16 protein-coding genes and 1 pseudogene are annotated in these 18,515 nt (G+C 65.2%); 6 read left to right on the top strand and 11 right to left on the bottom strand.

All coding sequences use genetic code 11. The features are described 5' to 3' along the window. Positions 1-110: 110 nt before the first annotated feature. Positions 111-386: pseudogene (locus QJT78_RS24930) on the top strand (arabinose ABC transporter permease); the annotation flags it as partial. 42 nt (positions 387-428) lie between these two features. Here the strand turns inward: QJT78_RS24930 and QJT78_RS24925 are convergent. From QJT78_RS24925 to QJT78_RS24915, 3 genes are all read right to left on the bottom strand, one after another. Continuing rightward, positions 429-1,169: a sulfate transporter family protein gene (locus QJT78_RS24925; RefSeq protein WP_028148812.1), complete on the bottom strand. Its 741-nt coding sequence runs from the start codon at positions 1,167-1,169 to the stop codon at positions 429-431. 186 nt (positions 1,170-1,355) lie between these two features. Beyond that, on the bottom strand, positions 1,356-3,383 hold the full coding sequence (locus QJT78_RS24920; RefSeq protein WP_038943510.1) for a S8 family serine peptidase: 2,028 nt from the start codon (positions 3,381-3,383) through the stop codon (positions 1,356-1,358). Positions 3,384-3,448: 65 nt separating this feature from the next. Further along, positions 3,449-4,621 carry a hypothetical protein gene (locus QJT78_RS24915; RefSeq protein ID WP_038952273.1) on the bottom strand — a complete coding sequence of 391 codons (1,173 nt, stop codon included), beginning with the start codon at positions 4,619-4,621 and terminating at the stop codon, positions 3,449-3,451. Positions 4,622-4,908: 287 nt separating this feature from the next. On the opposite strand from QJT78_RS24915, the gene QJT78_RS24910 reads away from it, so the two are divergent. Both QJT78_RS24910 and QJT78_RS24905 read left to right on the top strand, forming a co-directional pair. After that, the gene (locus tag QJT78_RS24910) at positions 4,909-6,441 is read left to right on the top strand and encodes a S53 family peptidase (protein WP_240537596.1); all 1,533 of its coding nucleotides are present in this window, start codon (positions 4,909-4,911) and stop codon (positions 6,439-6,441) included. Then, complete coding sequence (locus QJT78_RS24905; RefSeq protein ID WP_240537597.1) at positions 6,410-6,550, top strand: hypothetical protein; 141 nt, start codon at positions 6,410-6,412, stop codon at positions 6,548-6,550. Before QJT78_RS24910 ends, QJT78_RS24905 begins: the two co-directional genes overlap by 32 nt. 159 nt (positions 6,551-6,709) lie before the next feature. Here QJT78_RS24905 and nikR read toward each other — a convergent pair whose 3' ends face one another. Both nikR and QJT78_RS24895 read right to left on the bottom strand, forming a co-directional pair. Further along, a complete protein-coding gene (gene nikR, locus QJT78_RS24900; RefSeq protein ID WP_028148816.1) occupies positions 6,710-7,156 on the bottom strand; it encodes a nickel-responsive transcriptional regulator NikR in 447 nt (148 codons plus the stop codon). A 57-nt stretch (positions 7,157-7,213) separates the two neighbouring features. Continuing rightward, positions 7,214-9,691 (bottom strand): heavy metal translocating P-type ATPase, encoded by a 2,478-nt coding sequence (locus QJT78_RS24895; protein ID WP_028148817.1) that lies wholly within the window; start codon positions 9,689-9,691, stop codon positions 7,214-7,216. 50 nt (positions 9,692-9,741) lie between these two features. Between QJT78_RS24895 and QJT78_RS24890 the strand changes: the two genes are divergently transcribed. Continuing rightward, entirely contained in the window at positions 9,742-10,017 is a 276-nt protein-coding gene (locus tag QJT78_RS24890) for a metal-sensitive transcriptional regulator (RefSeq protein ID WP_007598521.1), read from the top strand. A gap of 219 nt (positions 10,018-10,236) precedes the next feature. Here the strand turns inward: QJT78_RS24890 and QJT78_RS24885 are convergent, their stop codons facing one another. Further along, positions 10,237-11,208, bottom strand: coding sequence for a YiiX/YebB-like N1pC/P60 family cysteine hydrolase (locus QJT78_RS24885; RefSeq protein ID WP_028148818.1), 972 nt, complete (start codon positions 11,206-11,208; stop codon positions 10,237-10,239). A gap of 192 nt (positions 11,209-11,400) precedes the next feature. Here QJT78_RS24885 and QJT78_RS24880 point away from each other — a divergent pair, with 192 nt between their 5' ends. Then, the gene (locus QJT78_RS24880) at positions 11,401-12,798 is read left to right on the top strand and encodes an NAD(P)/FAD-dependent oxidoreductase (RefSeq protein WP_028148819.1); all 1,398 of its coding nucleotides are present in this window, start codon (positions 11,401-11,403) and stop codon (positions 12,796-12,798) included. Positions 12,799-12,967: 169 nt separating this feature from the next. Here QJT78_RS24880 and QJT78_RS24875 read toward each other — a convergent pair whose 3' ends face one another. The 3 genes from QJT78_RS24875 to pheS are packed head-to-tail and all read right to left on the bottom strand — an operon-like array spanning position 12,968 to position 17,222. After that, a complete protein-coding gene (locus QJT78_RS24875; RefSeq protein ID WP_028148820.1) occupies positions 12,968-13,738 on the bottom strand; it encodes a sulfite exporter TauE/SafE family protein in 771 nt (256 codons plus the stop codon). After that, positions 13,735-16,143 carry a phenylalanine--tRNA ligase subunit beta gene (gene pheT / locus QJT78_RS24870; RefSeq protein WP_028148821.1) on the bottom strand — a complete coding sequence of 803 codons (2,409 nt, stop codon included), beginning with the start codon at positions 16,141-16,143 and terminating at the stop codon, positions 13,735-13,737. Before pheT ends, QJT78_RS24875 begins: the two co-directional genes overlap by 4 nt. Further along, a complete protein-coding gene (pheS, locus tag QJT78_RS24865) occupies positions 16,140-17,222 on the bottom strand; it encodes a phenylalanine--tRNA ligase subunit alpha (protein ID WP_028148822.1) in 1,083 nt (360 codons plus the stop codon). The genes pheT and pheS overlap by 4 nt, the downstream gene beginning before the upstream one ends. Positions 17,223-17,358: 136 nt before the next feature. On the opposite strand from pheS, the gene QJT78_RS24860 reads away from it, so the two are divergent. After that, positions 17,359-17,766 (top strand): hypothetical protein, encoded by a 408-nt coding sequence (locus tag QJT78_RS24860; RefSeq protein ID WP_038943514.1) that lies wholly within the window; start codon positions 17,359-17,361, stop codon positions 17,764-17,766. A gap of 26 nt (positions 17,767-17,792) precedes the next feature. Here QJT78_RS24860 and rplT read toward each other — a convergent pair whose 3' ends face one another. After that, on the bottom strand, positions 17,793-18,152 hold the full coding sequence (rplT, locus tag QJT78_RS24855) for a 50S ribosomal protein L20 (protein ID WP_014490867.1): 360 nt from the start codon (positions 18,150-18,152) through the stop codon (positions 17,793-17,795). Positions 18,153-18,240: 88 nt separating this feature from the next. Then, the gene (gene rpmI / locus QJT78_RS24850) at positions 18,241-18,441 is read right to left on the bottom strand and encodes a 50S ribosomal protein L35 (RefSeq protein ID WP_008539890.1); all 201 of its coding nucleotides are present in this window, start codon (positions 18,439-18,441) and stop codon (positions 18,241-18,243) included. Between the last annotated feature and the right edge of the window lie 74 nt (positions 18,442-18,515).

Below are 18,515 nucleotides of genomic sequence, written 5' to 3'. Positions count from 1 at the left end.
CCGAAAGTCATCGCCGGTGTAAAGTTCATCGACGGAATCGAAGTCATTCCGAACACTGAAAGCCACGCCGCCTGATCAGGCCGCGTCACCCAAAATCAGCCATAGCTCCCGATGTGGTGGGTAGGCTCAAGCAGCTCGCCGATTACTTCGCGGCCCATGGCACCGGCATGGCGCAGGCGCGCGCGGTCGGCACGCTCGCGGGCCTGGTCCAGCGCGAGGCCAATGTGCTCGCCTATATCGACGGCTTCTGGCTGTGCTTCTGGCTCGCGATGGTCGCGCTCGGCGTCGTCGCGCTGATCACCCGGGCGCCACCGGGCCCGTTCACGCCGGCGCCGTTCGGTTTCGCCAAGATGCTGCTGCGCAAATGCGGGGTGCAGGTGAACTGAGAAGTGAATTGAGAGGTGGGCTGACAGGTGAGCCGAGCGGTCTCACCGCATCTGCCGCGCCGGCTCGATCAGCTCGGGCCGCGGTCCCGACAGGCGCTTGTGCATGTGGACCATGAACGCCATGCCGAAGATCGGCGTCGCCAGATTGACGATCGGGATCGAGACGAAGGCCGCGATGAAGAGGCCGGCGGTGAAGATGGTCGCGGCGTTGTCGCGCCGCATCGCCTTGGCTTCCTCCGGCGAGCGGAAGCGCATCGCGGCGAGCTCGAAATATTCGCGCCCGAGCAGCCAGGCGGCGGCGACGAAGAAGATCAGGAATCCGGCACCGGCGAACAGGACCAGCGGCAACGCCACCAGATAGACCACGATCGTCAGCAGCGCGGTCTTGACGCCCTCGTAGATCGCCTGGCTGAACGGCAGCGCGGCGCCCGGCCGCTCGGCGGGATAGTGCTCGCGCTCGACGATGTCGGCGACGTCGTCGACGAACAGGCTCGCCACCAGCGAGGTGATCGCAGGCATCAGGAACACGCCGCCGAACACGACGCCGAGGCCCGCCGTGATCGAGACGATCCAGGCGAGGACCTCGAGCGAGGAATGCCAGCTCGGCCCGAGCAGGCCTTCCAGCCAGACCTCGCCATAGGTCGCAAACCAGCTCAGGAGCCGCTGCAAGCCGATCGCCAGCACGATGATCAGCATCAGTGCAAGCCCGATCGATCGCCACAGGATCGAGCGCATCGGCGGCGAGATCAATTGCGACAGCGCCTTTACGGCGGCATCCAGCATCGGAGTACCTCTCAGAAAAACCACCCGCGAGAGGTAGACATGCCCGGAAGGTTCGACAAGAGGTCGAGCCTTCCGGGACAGATTGCCGCGCCTGGAGCTTGGGTTCTGAGTGAACCAGAACGGAAGCTCCGGGCTCTTGTTTTGAGGCGTCTTCTTGACGCGAGCAGCCGCTTCGCTTGAAAACGCCTAGCTCACCCTGATGACGAGGGCATAGTTCTGCGGCGCGACGGCGATGGAATGAGCGATGACCGATATCACCGCTTCGCCTGCCGGCAAGTTCTCGAAGCTGACCTGCTCGACATTGTTCCTGCGGTCGAAGTCCTTCGAGCCGGCTGGCATGTTGCCATGGCGTTCCTGCTTGTTGGCCACCACGACGAGATCGAGGTCGCTTTGCAGGCCTTCGCCGGGCGGATCGGTCCAGACCAGCGTGACCTTCAGGCGGCTGCTTCCCGCCGGTATTGTGACCGTGTGGTCTTCGCGGTCGCCGGCGTCCAGCTTCTTCTTCTCGTCGAAGAACTGCAGCTCTTCGTTGGCGGCGTGGGGGCCGACCACGGCCTGAACGTCGACCCGGCCGAAGCCCTGGCTGTTGTTCGCGACGGACCCCGCCTCCGACGGATGGTATTGCCCGGCAAGACTGCGCGCTCCGTTGATGATGAGCGCCTTGAGCAGTGCGGCGCTCGGCGACTTCAGTCCCTGGCTTTTCCTCAGGAAGGCCCGGACCACCGCGACGGACCCGGCCACCAGCGGCGTCGCCATGCTGGTGCCGCCCTCGAACATGTAGAGCGGGTCTTGCGAGAGCTTCCATCCCTTCGATTTCGTGGCGCGAGATCGGGTTGACAGAATGAAGGATCCCGGCGCCACGACGTCGGGCTTGATGCGTTCGTCGTTGGTGGGGCCGCGGCTGCTGAACGCCACCATCCCTTCGGGATTGTTGGCCACACGATCGGAGCTGATCGGTGTGGCCGGAAAATCGTCTGGCCATGCCCTGCCGTAGGTCATGGCCTCGTTGGGACGATTGTTCTCGCAGGCGCCGATGGTGAGGCAGTTCTTGGCGGTCCCGGGCGGCGTCACGGAGTTGGGGTCGACCTGGCCATTGCCATCCTTGTCGCTGCCCTCATTTCCGGCGGCGAAGCAGATCAGCATGTCTCGGTGCGCGTAGACGAACGTGTCGAGTTCGTTGGCCTGCGAGTCATACACGCCGAAATTTCCGACGCTGCCCCAGGAGTTGGAATGGATTCGCGCCTTGTCCGTCTTGTAGGGCGGGCCGAACAGCGCATCGAGGCTGTCGGGCAGGCCGCCGAGATTGCCGCCGCTGTCGAGCACGGATTGCAGAACCAGCTTGGCGCCGGGAGCCGTGCCGCGGATCGGCCCGTCGCTTTTCGACACGCCGTCGCCGAGAGCGGAACCCGCGACATGGGTGCCGTGACCATCAGGATCGTCTTTGCGCCCGGGCCGGCCGAGCGCGTAGAGCTTCTTGACGCGCCCCTTGAAAGCCGGGTGCGTGTTCGTGGTCGATCCCTTGTCGAAACCGGTATCGGCGATCGCGATGATCTCGCCCGCGCCATCGCCGCCATTGCTCGGCGTCGCCGCGGGAACGCGAAGAATTCCCCGCGCGATGTTGTTGAGCAGCTTGCGGGGAAAGACCTTCTCGACGCTGCGTACCTCGTCGAGCGCCGCCACGTCGGCAAGACGGCGCATCTTCAGCGTCACACGCACCTTGGCCGTGCCCGGAACGACGTCGTCGAGCTGCACATGCGCCGCTTCCGCGATCTTCTTTGCGGCGGCTTTCACGCCGACATTGCGGTGGAGCATGACGTCGACGGTCACGCTGGTGCGGTCGAGCGCCGCCGGCTTCGCCGCAAGCGCGCGCGCCGCAGCGACGCCTCCGGGTTGGGTGTCCAGGTTGCGCAGTGCCGGCGCGATCTTCACGATGCCCGGGTAGAGGTCTGCCCATGTCACGAACGGCAGTTTGCGCACCTTGTCGAGCCCGGCCGCCGGAAAGTGACAGATGACGGCGCTGCCCGGGACGGCTTCCAGGATCTCGGCGCCGGCCTTGGCGAGCTGCTCTCTGCGCTCGGCGTTGAGCGGCTGGTTGGTCTGCACGATGATGTAGTCGGATTCCTTCGCATTCGCATGATCCAGCGACAGCGCCGCGCGTTCCGCGTGCGGGGCCGAAGGATCGATTGTGATGCCGTTGATCGTGATCTGCGCCATGGCCGTTCCACTTTCCCTGATTGATCGTCCGTGCTTTGTCGTCTGCGCTGGCCGGATCGCTCGGCTCAGGGCTCCGCCGCGATGCTGGCCCAGCAGGTGATGGCGCTACAGACCGTGCTCCAGCGGCCGAACCCCTTGTAGATCTGGGCGGCGATCTGCTCCTGCTGCTGCAGGGTGCCTTCGGCCTTGATCTGCGGATCGGAGACGTTGCGGATCGCGAGCCAGCGCGGTGCCTTGTCGCCCATCTCCTGCGCGACCAGGCCAAGGATGGCATCGCCCATTTCGGAGACGTCGCCGAGCCCCTGGAGATGGAAGTGGTCGTCCGAGGTGTCGAAGCCGAAGAAGTCGGTGGTGACCACGGAGGAGGACAGGCCGCTCGGCTTCACGACGAAGATCTTCGGCGCCCTCGTATTGTCCTTCGGCAATTGCCCGGCATTGGCCTTGAACAGCGTCTTGGCCTGCGCGAACTTCTTCGTCTCGGCGGTTCTGCTGGAAAAATGCTCCTGTGCGAACGGCTGCTTCTTGAACTTCGACAGGCAGTCGAAGCGAACGATCGGACTGACGACGACGTCGCCGACCTCGAATTCCTTGCCGATGCCGCCGGCCGTGCCCGTGGTGATCACGAGACTCGGCTGCACCTCGGTGATGATCTGACGCCAGACGTCGATGTTCGGCAGTTGCGGGCCGTCCTGCGACATGTGCGAATCGGATTTGAAGATCACGACCTTCTTCTTGCCGATCGTGGTGGTCCAGTAGGTGCCGAGCCGTTTCAGTTCCTTGGCCGGACAGCCGTTGCGCATCTTCTTGGAGATGGCCGCGTAATTGTGCGTATAGGGTACGTAATCGTTGCGGGAGTCCTTGCCCGGCGTCAGCACGCGGCTGAGCGCGTGGCCCTCGTCGACGGTCCAGGTCACGACCAGAACGTCAGCGCGCGGCAGCGGTCCTTTGCCGTTGCCCTTCGGCTTCGGCCCGGTTTGCGGCGCCAGCCCTTTCGGCCAGGTAATGTCGGTGAAGCGCGAAAGCCCGGTCGAGGTCGAGAAGGCCATGAACTCGCGGCCCTCGCTCGATTCGGAATCGAAATCGATGATCTCGCGCAGAAAGTCTTCGGTCGTGACCTTCGCGGATTTCTTCGTCGCACCCTTGGCCACACGTTTCACCACGAAGGTGTCGGGCGGGGGCGGCGTCGTGATCGGATCAAAACCGAGATTTCTCTCAACCCATTTGCGGTCAGCACGCATCGCATTGTCTCCGCCAAATTGATTTTCAATCGTCAGATTTTGACAAGCGTCTTCCGTTGGTCGGCCAGACAAGCCAACGGTTGCAATTTTAAATCGAAATCCTTGTCGTCGAATGGTCGTGAATATTGACCGATTCCGTGCCGATCTGAGCCAGTTGGATGTTGCCTCTGCCAAACAAGAGGTTTGCTGAAAAAATATCGCTCAAATGCCTGAACCAATTTGGGCTTGAGATTACACCTATAGTTGAGGTGCGACAATCTGTCTTCCAATCACAAACGGAGGAAGTCATGGCAAGCTCGACCACGCGCGTGACGCTGGCGAACAGCGCACGGAAATTGCCGAAGGGGGCCAAGCTCGTCGGCGCAGCCGACCCCAAGCAGGAAATCGAGATCAGCGTCCGCCTGCGCGCGAAGCGTGCCGACGATGAGCAGGTGATGGCGCTCGGCGCGCAACCGCCGCGCGAGCGCCAGTATCTCTCGCGTGCCGAGTTCGGCGCAGCGATGGGTGCGGACCCCGCCGACGTCGCCAAGATCGACGATTTCGCGCATCACCACGATCTCAACGTCAAGAGCGTGCATCTGGCGTCGCGCACCGTGAAGCTGACCGGGACGGTGAAGGCAATGAGCGCGGCCTTCGGCGTCAAGCTCAACAAGGTCAGATACGAAGGCGCGACCCATCGCATGCGTAAAGGCAGCGTGCAGATCCCGGCCGAGCTCGCAGGTATCGTGGTCGGCGTGCACGGCCTGGACAACCGGCCGGTGGCGCAACCCCACTTCCGCCGCAAGCTGCCGCAGAAGGGCGCAGCCGCACGCGCCGCGCAGGGCGGCAGCTTCTCGGTCGATCAGATCGCCCAGCTCTACAATTTCCCGGGCGGCGAGACCGGCGCCGGCCAGTGCATCGCCATCATCGAGCTCAACGACATCGACCAGAAGGGTCATCCCACGGGCGCCGGCTACAAAACGTCAGACCTGCGCACCTTCTTCAAGAAGGCGGGCATCCCGATGCCGAAGATCGCACCTGCGAGCGTCGACGGCGGCGCCAACAAGCCCGGCCATTCCGACGCCGACGGCGAGGTCGTGCTCGACATCGAGGTGGCCGGTGCGATCGCACCCGGCGCCAGGATCGTGGTCTATTTCGCGCCCAACACCACCAACGGCTTCATCGATGCGGTCAAGGCCGCCGTCCACGACACCGCGCGAAAACCTTCGGTGATCTCGATCAGCTGGGGCGGGCCGGAAGACCAGGAAGGCTCGCAGCAATTTGTCGACGGCCTGAACGAGGCGATCCGCGACGCCGCCGCGATGGGCGTCACCGTCTGCGTTGCCTCGGGCGACAATGGTTCGGCCGACATGGGCGCGGACTGGGACGGCAAGCCGCATGCAGATTTCCCGGCCTCGAGCCCGTTTGCACTCGCCTGCGGCGGCACCAATCTGAAGGCGCCGAACGGAGATATCAACGAGGTCGTCTGGAACGGCGGGCCGCAGGGCGGCGCAGGCGGCGGCGGTGTCAGCGTCGTTCCCGCGGCCGCAATACCAGGCCCAGGCCCATGTGCCGAAATCACCGACGCATCACAATGGCCGCGGGGTGCCCGATGTTGCCGGCGATGCCGATCCCGCGACCGGCTACCAGATCTTCCTCAACGGTGTCGGCACCACCATCGGCGGCACAAGTGCCGTGGCGCCGCTGATGGCGGGGTTGATCGCCCGCATCAACGAGGCGACGACGAAGAAATTCGGCAAGACCGTCGGCTTCATCAACCCGCTGATCTACGCCGCACACACGCAAGGCGTGTTCCGCGACATCACGGTCGGCAGCAATGACATCACCGGCGATCTGCACGGCATGTACAAGGCCGGCCCCGGCTGGGACGCCTGCTCCGGCCTCGGCGTCCCCAACGGCGAAGCGCTGCAGAATTTGCTCTCGGCGTGAGGTTGTCTTCGCCTCTCCCCGCGTGCGGGGAGAGGCCGGATCGCATCGAAAGATGCGATCCGGGTGAGGGGGAGTCTCCGCGAGTCCAACTGGTACCGCCCCCGCGGAGGCTCCCCCTCACCCCGACCCTCTCCCCGCAAGCGGGGCGAGGGAGAAGAACTACTCGTGCCGGTGCCCGTGCTTGCGCGCCTTCGCCTGCTTCCCTTCACCGGTCGGGATCATCACCACACGGCCGTAGCGGACGCCGCGTTCGGCGATGATGTGGTCGGCGAAATGCCTGACCTCGCCGGCGTCGCCGCGCAGCGCCGTCATCTCCATGCAATTGTTGTCGTCGAGATGGACGTGCAGGGTGGCCAGCGCGAGGTCGTGGTGGCCGTGGAATTCCTGCACGAGGCGCTTCGAGAGATCACGCGCGGCGTGGTCGTAGACGTAGACGAGGCCGGCGACGCAGGGGCCCGTCTGCGCGGTGTCCTCGGTGCTCTGTTGCAGGCCGGCGCGTGCGAGGTCGCGGATGATCTCGGAGCGGTTCTGGTAGCCGCGCGCTTCCGCCGCCGCGTCGATCTCCGCCAAAAGATCGTCCTCGATGGTGATCGTAATCCGCTGCATCAGGTCTCCTCCACGCGTACCGCCGAATGGACCCGTTCTACACGGATTTCGCGCCCCTCACAGCCGGGTCCCGCGCAGCCGCAGCGCATTCCCGACCACGCTCACCGAGGACAGCGCCATCGCCGCCGCGGCGATGATCGGCGACAGCAGGATGCCGAACGTGGGGTAGAGGATGCCGGCCGCGATCGGAATGCCGGCAGCGTTGTAGATGAAGGCGAAGAACAGGTTTTGCCGGATATTGCTCATGGTCGCCTGCGACAGTCTTCGCGCACGCACGATGCCGGTGAGGTCACCGCCCAGCAGGGTGACGCCGGCACTCTCCATCGCCACGTCCGTGCCGGTGCCCATGGCGATGCCGACCTCGGCGGCCGCCAGTGCAGGCGCGTCGTTGACACCGTCGCCCGCCATCGCGACGCTGCGCCCGGTCTTTTGCAGCTTCGTCACCACCGCGCTCTTCTGGTCCGGCAGAACCTCGGCCTCGACCTCGGCGATACCGAGCCGGCGCGCCACCGCTTCCGCCGTCGTGCGATTGTCGCCGGTCAGCATGATGACCTTGATGCCTTCATCGGCCAGTGCCCTCAGCGCTTCCGGGGTCGAGGCCTTGACCGGATCGGCGATCGCGAACAGGCCGGCCAGCTTGCCGTCGACGGCCATGTTGATCACGGTGGCGCCGTCCTGGCGCATCCGTTCGGCCTCGGCATCGAGCGCCCCGGTGTCGATACCGATCGACCCCAGGTATCTTGCGTTGCCGAGCACGATGCTCTTGCCGTCGATTTTTCCGGTCGCGCCCTTGCCCGTCGGCGAGTCGAACTGTTCGACCTGAGCGAGGGTGAGTTGCTTCTCCTTCGCGGCGCGCACGATGGCGTCGGCCAAAGGATGCTCGCTGGCGCGCTCGACGCTGGCGGCAATGCGGAGGATGTCGTCTTCCGCAAAACCGGCAGCCGGAACGATTGCAACCACCTTGGGCTTACCCTCGGTCAGCGTGCCGGTCTTGTCGACCACCAGCGTGTCGATCTTCTCCATCCGCTCCAGCGCCTCGGCGTTCTTGATCAGGACGCCTGCCTGCGCGCCGCGACCGACGCCGACCATGATCGACATCGGGGTCGCCAGGCCGAGCGCACAGGGGCAGGCGATGATCAGCACGCTGACGGCAGCAACGAGTCCGAACGCCAGCCGTGGCTCCGGCCCGAACCAGGCCCAGGCGGCAAAGGCGGCGATGGCGACGGCGATCACGGTCGGCACGAACCAGCCCGCGACCTGATCGGCCAGCCGCTGGATCGGCGCGCGCGAGCGCTGCGCGTCCGCGACCATCTGCACGATCTGCGACAGCAGCGTCTCGCGCCCGACCTTGTCGGCGCGCATGATGAAGCCGCCGGACTGGTTGAGCGTGCCGGCGATCACTTTCGCACCTGGCTCCTTGGTCACCGGCATGGATTCGCCGGTGACGAGGGATTCGTCGAGCGCGGAGCGTCCCTCCAGAATGATGCCATCGACCGGCACCTTCTCGCCGGGACGGACGCGCAAATGGTCGCCGGCGTGGAGCGTATCGATCTCGACCTCGTGCTCGCCGCCATCGGCATCGACGCGGCGCGCGGTTTTCGGCGCAAGCTGCAACAGCGCCTTGATCGCACCCGACGTCGCGTCACGGGCGCGCAGCTCCAGCACCTGGCCGAGCAGCACCAGCACGGTGATCACAGCGGCGGGCTCGAAATAGACGGCAACGGCGCCATCATGACTGCGGAAGGTCGCCGGGAAAATCTGCGGCGCGACAGTCGCGACCACGCTGTAGACATAGGCGACGCCCGTGCCCATCGCGATCAGCGTGAACATGTTGAGGTTGCGGGTGACCAGAGACTGCCAACCGCGGACGAAGAACGGCCAGCCGGCCCACAGCACGGCGGGCGTGGTGACGACGAGCTGGATCCAGTTCGACAGCGCCGGATCGATCCAGTCGTGAGGGCCGGCGAGATGGCCGCCCATCTCCAGCACCACCGCCGGCAGCGCCAGCGCGCCACCGATCCAGAACCGCCGCGTCATGTCGGCAAGCTCGGGATTGGGTCCCGTCTCCAGGCTCGCGACCTCCGGCTCCAGCGCCATGCCGCAGATCGGGCAGCTGCCGGGTCCGACCTGACGGATCTCCGGATGCATCGGGCAGGTGTAGATCGTGCCTGCGGGCATCTCCGGTTCGGGCGCCTTCTCTCTGGCGAGATACTTTGCGGGATCGGCGGCGAATTTGGTGCGGCAGCCGGCCGAGCAGAAGTGGAAGGTCTCGCCGTGATGTGTGTGGTGATGCTTTGAGGTCGCGGGATCGACCGTCATGCCGCAGACGGGATCGAGGACCTTGGTCGCGGCGGCGCCATGGTCATGCGCGCGATGCAGGGCATGATCGCCGTGGCCGCCGCAGCAGGAGGACGCCGCGGGCTTGTCGGTCGGCGGAGCAGCCTTGGGGGCGGTCTCGGGAGCAGCGTTGGCGGAACAGCCGCATCCGGAAGATGTTTCCGACGTGTGATGGTGCCCGTGGTCGGCGTCGTTCATTGCCATGCTCCGGCCTTGCAACATATACCCTAGGGGGGTATATAGAGCGCATGCGCAAGGACATCAAGGCATCCGTCGGAAAACGTCTTGGCCGGATCGAGGGTCAGGTTCGCGGCCTCTCGAAAATGGTCGAGGAGGACCGCTACTGCATCGACATCGTGACGCAGATCTCGGCCGTGCGTGCCGCGCTGCGCCGGGTCGAGGAAGAGGTTCTGAAAGATCACGTCGCCCATTGCGTCGAACACGCGATCGCGAGCGGCGACAAGGCCGATCAGCGCGAGAAGATCGCGGAGCTGATGGCGGTGATCGGGCGGGCGGAACGGTAGGCTCTCACCATCGTCATTGCTCGGCTACGCTCGCAATGACGGTTGTAGATGCGAGATCGCACCACGCCCACAGGTGTCGTCCCTGCGAACGCAGGGACCCGTAACCCCAGGGAGGGGTTTGGCGAAGACTTGAAGTCGATCGCGGGTCGGCACGAAGACTGCCTGCACTCGACGGATTACGCGGTATGGGTCCCCGCGTTCGCGGGGACGACAGCGGGGCTACGCCGCCATCTCCAGCGCGCGTCCCCGCGCGCGGTATATCGCCAGTTCGTTCAGCAGCACAAAATGCTCGGAGCAGGTGGCGCCCATCTCCGCGGGCTGCGCGCTCACTTCTTCAGCCGGAACTTCAGTCGGCGCTTCTTCGTCAACCGTCTCAGGAACGAGCGGCGGCGCACTGAGCGTTTCTGGAAACACACTGAATGTGCCCGCTACCTCCTCGAGCGGCTTCTGCTTGTCGGCCCAGTGCAGCGCTGTGTAGTCGAAGCCGTGCACGATGGTGGGTTTGACGACTTCGAAATAGGGCGAGATGTCGAAGTCGCGGGGCATGTAGAGCGAGGAATCGCGGATGTGCAGGATCTCGCGGCGGGCGGCGCGGCTGCCGGCCTTGGTGATCTTCGGCAGGATCGGATAGCGCACGGCATCGAAGGCCTGCGCGATCAGCGCCGAGCAGATGATTTTTGTCGGATCGCCCGAGCCGATCGAGATCATGCGCCGCCGCCAGCGTTGCGGGATCGGCAGCGGGAACAGGAAGCGCATCAGATCGACGATGTTCTTGGTGTCGTAGCCGAAGCCAATGCGGTTGATCGCATAGCGGCAGACCGTGGTGCGGTCCTCATTGGACAGCCCGACCGGGCGGCAGACGCGGGTGTGATACGGGAAATATTTCGACAGCGGCGCCGAGGTGACGCCCTCGCCGATATTGGCCTCGATCAGCACATGGGGCTCGCCGTTCGGCTCCGTGGCGCCCTCGACCGGACCGACATAGAGCGCGGCATGGGACCAGGTCGACTGCGTCAGATATTTGATGATGCCGGAGATACGGTTGTTGCCCTCGACCAGCAGCACGTCGCCGGGCTCGATGACGCCGCGCAGGTGCTCCGGGTCGCTCGGCGTGAACGGCTCGTAGCCCGGCACCTCCTTCGAGAGGTACGCGGCAATCAACTTGCCGACTGAGTCCAGGACCGTCCCCATTTCAAACTCCCCCCACGGCCTTTTCCGGCCGTCTTTTTCCCTTCTCTATCATGGTCGAAACGTGTTGCAATTCGGTTCATCACTCTGTGAGATCAAGCACGATTGATTCACCATGATGGTTGCCGTGCAACACCAGATGCAGCAAGGTTCGCGGGCTGTTCCCATTCGCCGCAAGTTCCCGGAAACCATGACATGACAATCACGCGCCGCAGCTTCCTATCGGCGTCGGCGGCTCTTGCCGCGATGCCGGTCCTGCGCGCGACTGCCGCACCCCTGCCGCGCGAGGCTGACATCGTCGTGATCGGTGCGGGAGCGGCCGGAATTGCCGCGGCGCGGCGCATCATGGCCGCCAACCGCAAGGTCGTGGTGGTGGAAGCGGCATCCCAGATCGGCGGCCGCTGTATCACGGACAGCACGACCTTCGACGTGCCGTTCGATCGCGGCGCGCGCTGGATGCACAATCCCGAGACCAATCCGATGATCCGGCTGGCGCGCAGTGCCGGGCTCGACGTGCTGCCGGCACCGACCGGCCAGAAGATGCGTATCGGCCGCCGCAATGCGCGCGCGGGCGAGACCGAACAGTTCCTGGCGGCGCTGGTGCGCGCCAACCGCGCCATCGACGATGCCGGGCGCGGCAAGCTCGATACGGCCTGCGCCTCGGTGCTGCCGAAGGACCTCGGCGACTGGGCCGGTGCGGCCGAATTCGTGCTCGGTGCGAGCTTTGCGGGCAAAGACCTCAAGGACCTCTCGGCGATCGACAAGGCGCGTGCGCAGGACCGCAACACCGCGATCGCCTGCCGCCAAGGCCTGGGGACCCTGATCACCAGGCTCGGCGAACAGGCGCCCGTGGCGCTGGCGACGCCGGTCAGCAGGATTGTCTGGAGCAATCGCGACGTCAGCGTGGAGACGCCATCCGGCAGGATCGCCGCGCGCGCCGCCATCGTCACGGTCTCGACCAACGTGCTGACATCGGGCGCGATCAAGTTCGGGCCTGATATTCCCAAGCGCACGCTCGATGCCGCGTCGAAGCTCACGCTCGGCAGCCACGATCGCATCGTGCTGCAACTGCCGGGTAACCCGCTGGGGCTCTCGCGCGACGACATCCTCATCGAGCAGAGCAATTCGACGCGCACGGCGCTGATGCTCGCCAATATCGGCGGCTCGTCACTGTGTTCGATCGATGTCGGCGGCTCGTTCGGCCGCGATCTCTCCGAGCAGGGCGAGAAGGCGATGGTCGCCTTCGCCAGGGAGTGGATCACGAAGCTGTTCGGCAGCGAGGCTGCGGCCGCCGTGCAGAAGACCACCGCGACGCGCTGGAATGCCTCGCCTTTCGTGATGGGCGCGATGTCGGCGGCCTCGCCCGGCGGCCAGCTCTCGCGAAAAATCCTGACCGAGCCGATCGGCAACCTGTTCCTCGCCGGCGAAGCCACGCACGAGACGCTGTGGGGCACCGTCGACGGCGCCTGGGAAAGCGGCGAGCGCGCGGCGGATGCGGCCTTGCGCAAGATCGGCGCGCTCAAGGACGAGTCGGCCGACGTGCCGACGCAGTCGACGAAGAAGCGCCGCGCGCCGCGACAGCAGGGCAATTAAGTCGCCAAACACTCCGCTGTCGTCCCTGCGAACGCAGGGACCCATAACCACGGGGAGTGGTTTGGCGAAAGCTAGCAGTTAGGGGTCCTTGGTCGGTACTGCCACCTGCGCTTATCGACAAATCACGCGGTATGGGTCCTTGCGTTCGCAGGGACGACAGCGGAGATTGTTACCGCAAAATCCCGTCCAGCAACGGCAGCCCCGCGATCACCGCCATCGCGATCAGAACGTAGCAAATCGCGCGAAACACTTTTTCGCTGGCGCGGCCGAACAGCGACGCACCGAACGCGACGCCTATCGCATAGACCGGGCCGACGATCAGCGACAGCACCAGCGATTCGCGTGAGATCAGTCCGGTCGTCGCGTAGCTGACCATCGAGAAGAAATCCGACGCGCCGAAGAACAGCACGACATTGGCGCGCGCGACGATCGGCGCGATGGGGCGGCCGAGCCAGTAGCCGACGATCGGCGGGCCGCCAGTCTGCGCCAGACCGCTACAGAAGCCCGAGAGGCTGCCGATGCCGACCGAGAGCCAGGCGTGGTCCTTGCCGCGATAGCGCCAGCCCGACAGCAGCAGCAGCAACAGCGCAGCGACGAAGCAGGAGATGATCCAGCGCGTGGTGACGGGCTCGAGCACGCTGAGGAAATAAGTGCCTACCGGCACGCCGACCAGCGCGCCCAGCACGATCACCGCGGTGGCCTTGCGGTCCGCCTTCCGCCATGCGTCGGGCAGCAGCGGCAGGGCCGCGACGAAATCGATCACGAGGAGCAGCGCGGCAACGAGACGCGGCGCCGCGATGCTGCTCGCCAGCGGCATGAAGATCAGCGCCGAGCCGAAGCCGGAGAAGCCGCGCGCGGTGCCCGAAACGAAAGCGACGGCGCAGAGCGCCATCGCAATGGTGAGGTTGACGTCCTTCGGAAGAAAATCCGCAAGGATCATCCGCGCAAGACGCCGCCGGTCTTCTTCGCGACTTCCGCCACGATCTTCCCGGCGACGGCCTCGATCTCCTGATCGGTCAGCGTCTTCTCACGCGGCTGGATCGTCACGGCGATCGCGATCGACTTCTTGCCGTCATCGATGCCCTTGCCCTCGTAGACGTCGAAGACATTCACGCCGGTGATCAGCTTCTTGTCGACGCCTTGCGCGGCGCGAACGATGTCGCCGGCCTTGACGGTGCGGTCGACAATGAAGGCGAAGTCGCGCGACACAGGCTGGAAGGCCGACAACTCGATCAGGGGCTTGGCGCGGGTCGGCTTCTTCTTCGCCTCGGGGATGCGGTCGAGGATCACCTCGAACACCATCAGCGGGCCGTCGGCGCCGAGCGTCTCGAGCGCGCGCGGATGCATCTCGCCGAAATAGCCGAGCACGTTCTGCGGGCCGATCTGGATCGTGCCCGAGCGACCCGGATGCAGCCAGGCTGGTCCGCCCGCGACGATCTGCAGCGCCTGCATCGGCGCACCGGCAACGGCAAGCACCGCGAGCGCGTCGGCCTTGGCGTCGAACAATTCGGCCTGCGCCGAACCCGACCAGTGCCGTCCCAGACCTTCGGACGAGGCAAAGCCGCGGCGCACGCCGCTGGCGGCCATGAACTGATCCTGCGGGCGGTCGCCTTTGAACAGCTGGCCGACCTCGAACAGCGCGACGTCGCCGAAGCCGCGATCGGCGTTGGCCTGCGCCGCTGCGATCAGGCCCGCCAACAGCGTCGGCCGCATGTCGGAGAGATCCGAGGCGATCGGGTTTGCCACTTCGAGCTCGCGCTGGCCGCCGCCGAACAAGGTTGCCGCAGACTTCGTGATGAAGGACCAGGTCACCGCTTCGATGATGCCGCGGCTCGCCAGTGCGCGCCTGGCGCGACGGGTGCGCAGCTGGAGCGGCGTCAGCACCGGCTTGCGCGCGTCCTCGCCGCGCTCGAACGGCGTCATCGGCACCTTGTCGACGCCGTAGATGCGTACGATCTCCTCGACGATGTCGGCCTTGCCATGCACATCGGTGCGCCACGAGGGCACCGCGACCTTCACCACCGGACCCGGGCCGGCCATCATGAAGCCGAGATGGGTCAGGATACGCTTCATCTCCGGCTGCGGCACCTCGATGCCGGAGAGCCGCTTGACCTCGGTAACAGGAAAATCGATCACGCGGTCGTCGCCGAAGGCCTTTCCGACCACGACGTTCTCGGACGGCGCGCCGCCGCACGTCTCCATCACCAGCTTGGTCGCGAGCTCGAGCCCCGGCACCATGAAGGCCGGATCGACGCCGCGCTCGAAGCGGTAGCGCGCGTCCGAATTGATGCCGAGCTTGCGGCCGGTCTGGGCGATGTTGATCTCGTTCCACAGCGCCGATTCGATCAGCACGTCGGTGGTGTTCTCGTCGCAGCCCGAGGCCTCGCCGCCCATGATGCCGGCGAGCGATTCGACGCCGTGCTCATCCGCGATCACGCAGATGGCGGGATCGAGATTGTAGGTGCGGCCGTCGAGCGCCAGCAGCGTCTCGCCATCGCGGGCGCGGCGCACCACGAGATTGCCCTTCACCTTCTTGGCGTCGAACACGTGCAGCGGGCGCGCGCGGTCGTAGGTCATGAAGTTGGTGATGTCGACCAGCGCGTTGATCGGACGCAACCCGATCGCGGTCAGCCGCTTCTGCAGCCATTCCGGCGACGGCCCGTTCTTCACCCCGCGCACGAGGCGCAGCGCGAAGCCCGGACACAGCGTGGCGTCCTCGACCGTGACCTTCACGGGGCACGGGAATTCGCCCTTGATCGGCTTGATCGTGGGGTCCTTGAACTTGCCCATGTCGGCGGCGGCGAGATCGCGGGCGATGCCGTGCACGCCGGTGCAGTCCTGCCGGTTCGGCGTCAAATTGATCTCGATCACGGGATCGCCGAGGGCGGCCCATTCGGCGTAACCAGCGCCGATCGGCGCATCTGCCGGCAATTCCATGATGCCGTCATGGTCGTTGGAGATCTGGAGCTCGGCCGCCGAGCACAGCATGCCGCGGCTCTCGACGCCGCGGATGGTGCCGACACCGAGCGTGATGTCTTTGCCGGGAATGTAGGTGCCCGGCGGCGAGAACACGCTGACCAGACCCGTGCGCGCATTCGGCGCGCCGCACACGACCTGCACCGGTGCGCCACCATCGCCGGTGTCGACCATGCAGACGCGCAGGCGATCCGCATTCGGATGCTGCTCGGCCGAGATCACCTTCGCGATGGTGAACGGCTTCAGCGCCTTCGCCTTGTCCTCGATGTTCTCGACCTCGAGCCCGATCATGGTGAGCTTGTCGGCGAGCTTTTCCAGGGGCTCGTCGGTGTCGAGATGATCCTTCAGCCAGGAGAGGGTGAATTTCACGAGCTCAGTCCTCCCGCAAGCGTCGGCACTTCGAGCGGCTTGAAGCCGTAATGGGACAGCCAGCGGACGTCGCTGTCGAACAGCTGGCGCAAATCGGCGATGCCGTATTTCAGCATGGCGATGCGGTCGATGCCCATGCCCCAGGCAAAGCCTTGGTACTCGTCGGGATCGATCCCGCAGGCGCGCAGCACGTTCGGATGCACCATGCCGCAGCCGAGAATCTCGAGCCAGTCCTCGCCCTCGCCGAACCGGATCTCGCCCTTGTCGCGGCGGCACTGGATGTCGACTTCCAGCGACGGCTCGGTGAACGGGAAGAACGACGGCCGGAAGCGCATGTTGATGTGGTCGACCTCGAAGAACGCCTTGCAGAACTCGTGCAGGATCCATTTGAGGTGGCCGAGATGCGAGTGCTTGTCGATGACGAGGCCTTCGACCTGGTGGAATTGCGGCGTGTGGGTCGCGTCCGAATCGATGCGGTAGGTGCGGCCCGGGCAGATCACGCGGATCGGCGGCTTCTGGCTCAGCATGGTGCGCACCTGCACCGGCGAGGTGTGGGTTCGCAGCAGCATGCGCGAGCCGTCCTCCTTCGGATGGAAGAAGAAGGTGTCGTGCATCTCACGGGCGGGATGGCCTTCCGGGAAATTCAGCTTGGTGAAGTTGTAGTCGTCGGTCTCAATGTCGGGACCTTCCGCGACCGAGAATCCCATGTCGGCGAAGATCGTCGTCAACTCGTCCCAGACCTGGCTCAGCGGATGGATGCGGCCGGCTTCAGTCGGCGCATCGCGCAGCGGCAGGGTGACGTCGATGGTCTCGGATGCGAGCCGCGCATCGAGCGCCGCCGACTTCAGCACGTCGCGCCGCACGGCAAGGGCCTGGGTAACCTCGTCCTTGGCCTGGTTGATCGCGGCGCCTTGCGTCTTGCGCTCGTCCGGCGACATCTTGCCGAGCGTTGCAAGCAAGGCCGAGATCGAGCCCTTCTTGCCGAGGGACGCGACGCGGACGGCTTCGAGGGCGGCTTCGTCCCCGGCAGCACTGATCTGCGCGAGGATGGATTGGACGAGACTGGCGAGGTCGGACACGGTCGGATCCTTTCAAAACGCTGCCGGTTGTGGCCGCAGCCGGGCCGGAACGTCAAGCCGTATAGCCGTCGTAAATGCAGGGCATTTGAACCCTATAGGCATGGCTCGCACCAACCTGAAGTCGAGGGAGAAGACGATGCGTTTACGATCCTGGGTGGTCGGCTTGAGCTTGGTTCTCTTGGGGAGCGCGGCTCACGCCGCGGAGGAATGCCCGGCCAAATCGACGTCGATGGATGACATCATCGCGGTCCTGAACGCGGCGCCGAGCTGCGACCGTGCCATGACGCTGTTCGATGCTTGCGCATACGGCGCCAGCGGCGACGTGCAATTCGGCGAAGCGGTCGAGAAGAAGTGCGAGGCCGATTTTGTCGGCCGGCTGAGAACGCCGCAGAAGCTCAGCTATCAGCGCGAGTTGCGGGTCTGCGACCGGAAGTACCGGAACAAGTCCGGCACCATGTATATCTCGGCCACGGCCTTTTGCCGGGCGGAGGTCGCCCTGCGTTACTCGCGACGTGCGCTGAAGGCCGGCGGAGCCGGCCGTTAGTGCTGGGCTTGCTCTGAAGCAGCCGCTTAGGCGGCCAGCGCAGCCTTGGCCTTCTCGGCGATCGCCTGGAACGACGCGGGCTCGTGGATCGCGAGATCCGACAGCACCTTGCGGTCCACGGTGATGCCCGACTTGGCGAGACCGTCGATAAATCGGCTGTAGGTCAGGCCGAACGGACGCACGGCGGCGTTGAGACGCTGGATCCAGAGCGCGCGGAAAGTCCGCTTCTTGCGCTTGCGATCACGGAACGCGTACTGCTGGGCCTTCTCCACGGCCGGCTTGGCGGCGCGGATGGTGTTCTTGCGGCGGCCATAGAAACCCTTGGCGGCCTTGTAGACTTTTTTGTGCTTGGCGTGGGCGGTCACACCGCGTTTGACGCGAGACATGACAAAATCCTTCAGAGATGACTTGGTTTTCGGATCGCCGCGCGAGCGCGGCGGAGGTGGCAATGATCTTCGACGATCTTGGACGCGATCAGGCGTTCGGCAAGAAGTACTTCTTGACGTTGTCGCCGTCGGTCTTGAACAGCACGCGAGTGCCGCGCAGCTGACGGATCTGCTTCTTCGTCCGCTTGATCATGCCGTGACGCTTGCCGCGCTGGGCGTGCATCACTTTGCCGGTGGCAGTCACCTTGAAGCGCTTTTTGGCGCCCGATTTGGTCTTCAGCTTGGGCATTTGGCTCTCCTAATGGCCACAGAAATCCGCCCGCGAAGGCGGCTGGCCGTCAAAAATGCTCGTTAGAGCGTTGA

The sequence above is a fragment of the Bradyrhizobium sp. Mp27 genome, assembly GCF_029953005.1.
GTDB lineage: Bacteria > Pseudomonadota > Alphaproteobacteria > Rhizobiales > Xanthobacteraceae > Bradyrhizobium > Bradyrhizobium barranii.
Note: the sequence above shows the minus strand (reverse complement) of the source record. Positions and strands in the feature narration are given on the sequence as shown.

Coding starts and splice junctions, on each gene's coding strand:
- QJT78_RS24890 (WP_007598521.1), top strand. CDS start 9,742: ATGCGCAAGGACATCAAGGCATCCGTCGGAAAACGTCTTGGCCGGATC.
- QJT78_RS24880 (WP_028148819.1), top strand. CDS start 11,401: ATGACAATCACGCGCCGCAGCTTCCTATCGGCGTCGGCGGCTCTTGCC.
- rpmI (WP_008539890.1), bottom strand. CDS start 18,441: ATGCCCAAGCTGAAGACCAAATCGGGCGCCAAAAAGCGCTTCAAGGTG.
- QJT78_RS24885 (WP_028148818.1), bottom strand. CDS start 11,208: ATGGGGACGGTCCTGGACTCAGTCGGCAAGTTGATTGCCGCGTACCTC.
- QJT78_RS24895 (WP_028148817.1), bottom strand. CDS start 9,691: ATGAACGACGCCGACCACGGGCACCATCACACGTCGGAAACATCTTCC.
- QJT78_RS24925 (WP_028148812.1), bottom strand. CDS start 1,169: ATGCTGGATGCCGCCGTAAAGGCGCTGTCGCAATTGATCTCGCCGCCG.
- QJT78_RS24915 (WP_038952273.1), bottom strand. CDS start 4,621: ATGCGTGCTGACCGCAAATGGGTTGAGAGAAATCTCGGTTTTGATCCG.
- QJT78_RS24910 (WP_240537596.1), top strand. CDS start 4,909: ATGGCAAGCTCGACCACGCGCGTGACGCTGGCGAACAGCGCACGGAAA.
- nikR (WP_028148816.1), bottom strand. CDS start 7,156: ATGCAGCGGATTACGATCACCATCGAGGACGATCTTTTGGCGGAGATC.
- rplT (WP_014490867.1), bottom strand. CDS start 18,152: ATGTCTCGCGTCAAACGCGGTGTGACCGCCCACGCCAAGCACAAAAAA.
- QJT78_RS24860 (WP_038943514.1), top strand. CDS start 17,359: ATGCGTTTACGATCCTGGGTGGTCGGCTTGAGCTTGGTTCTCTTGGGG.
- QJT78_RS24875 (WP_028148820.1), bottom strand. CDS start 13,738: ATGATCCTTGCGGATTTTCTTCCGAAGGACGTCAACCTCACCATTGCG.
- QJT78_RS24920 (WP_038943510.1), bottom strand. CDS start 3,383: ATGGCGCAGATCACGATCAACGGCATCACAATCGATCCTTCGGCCCCG.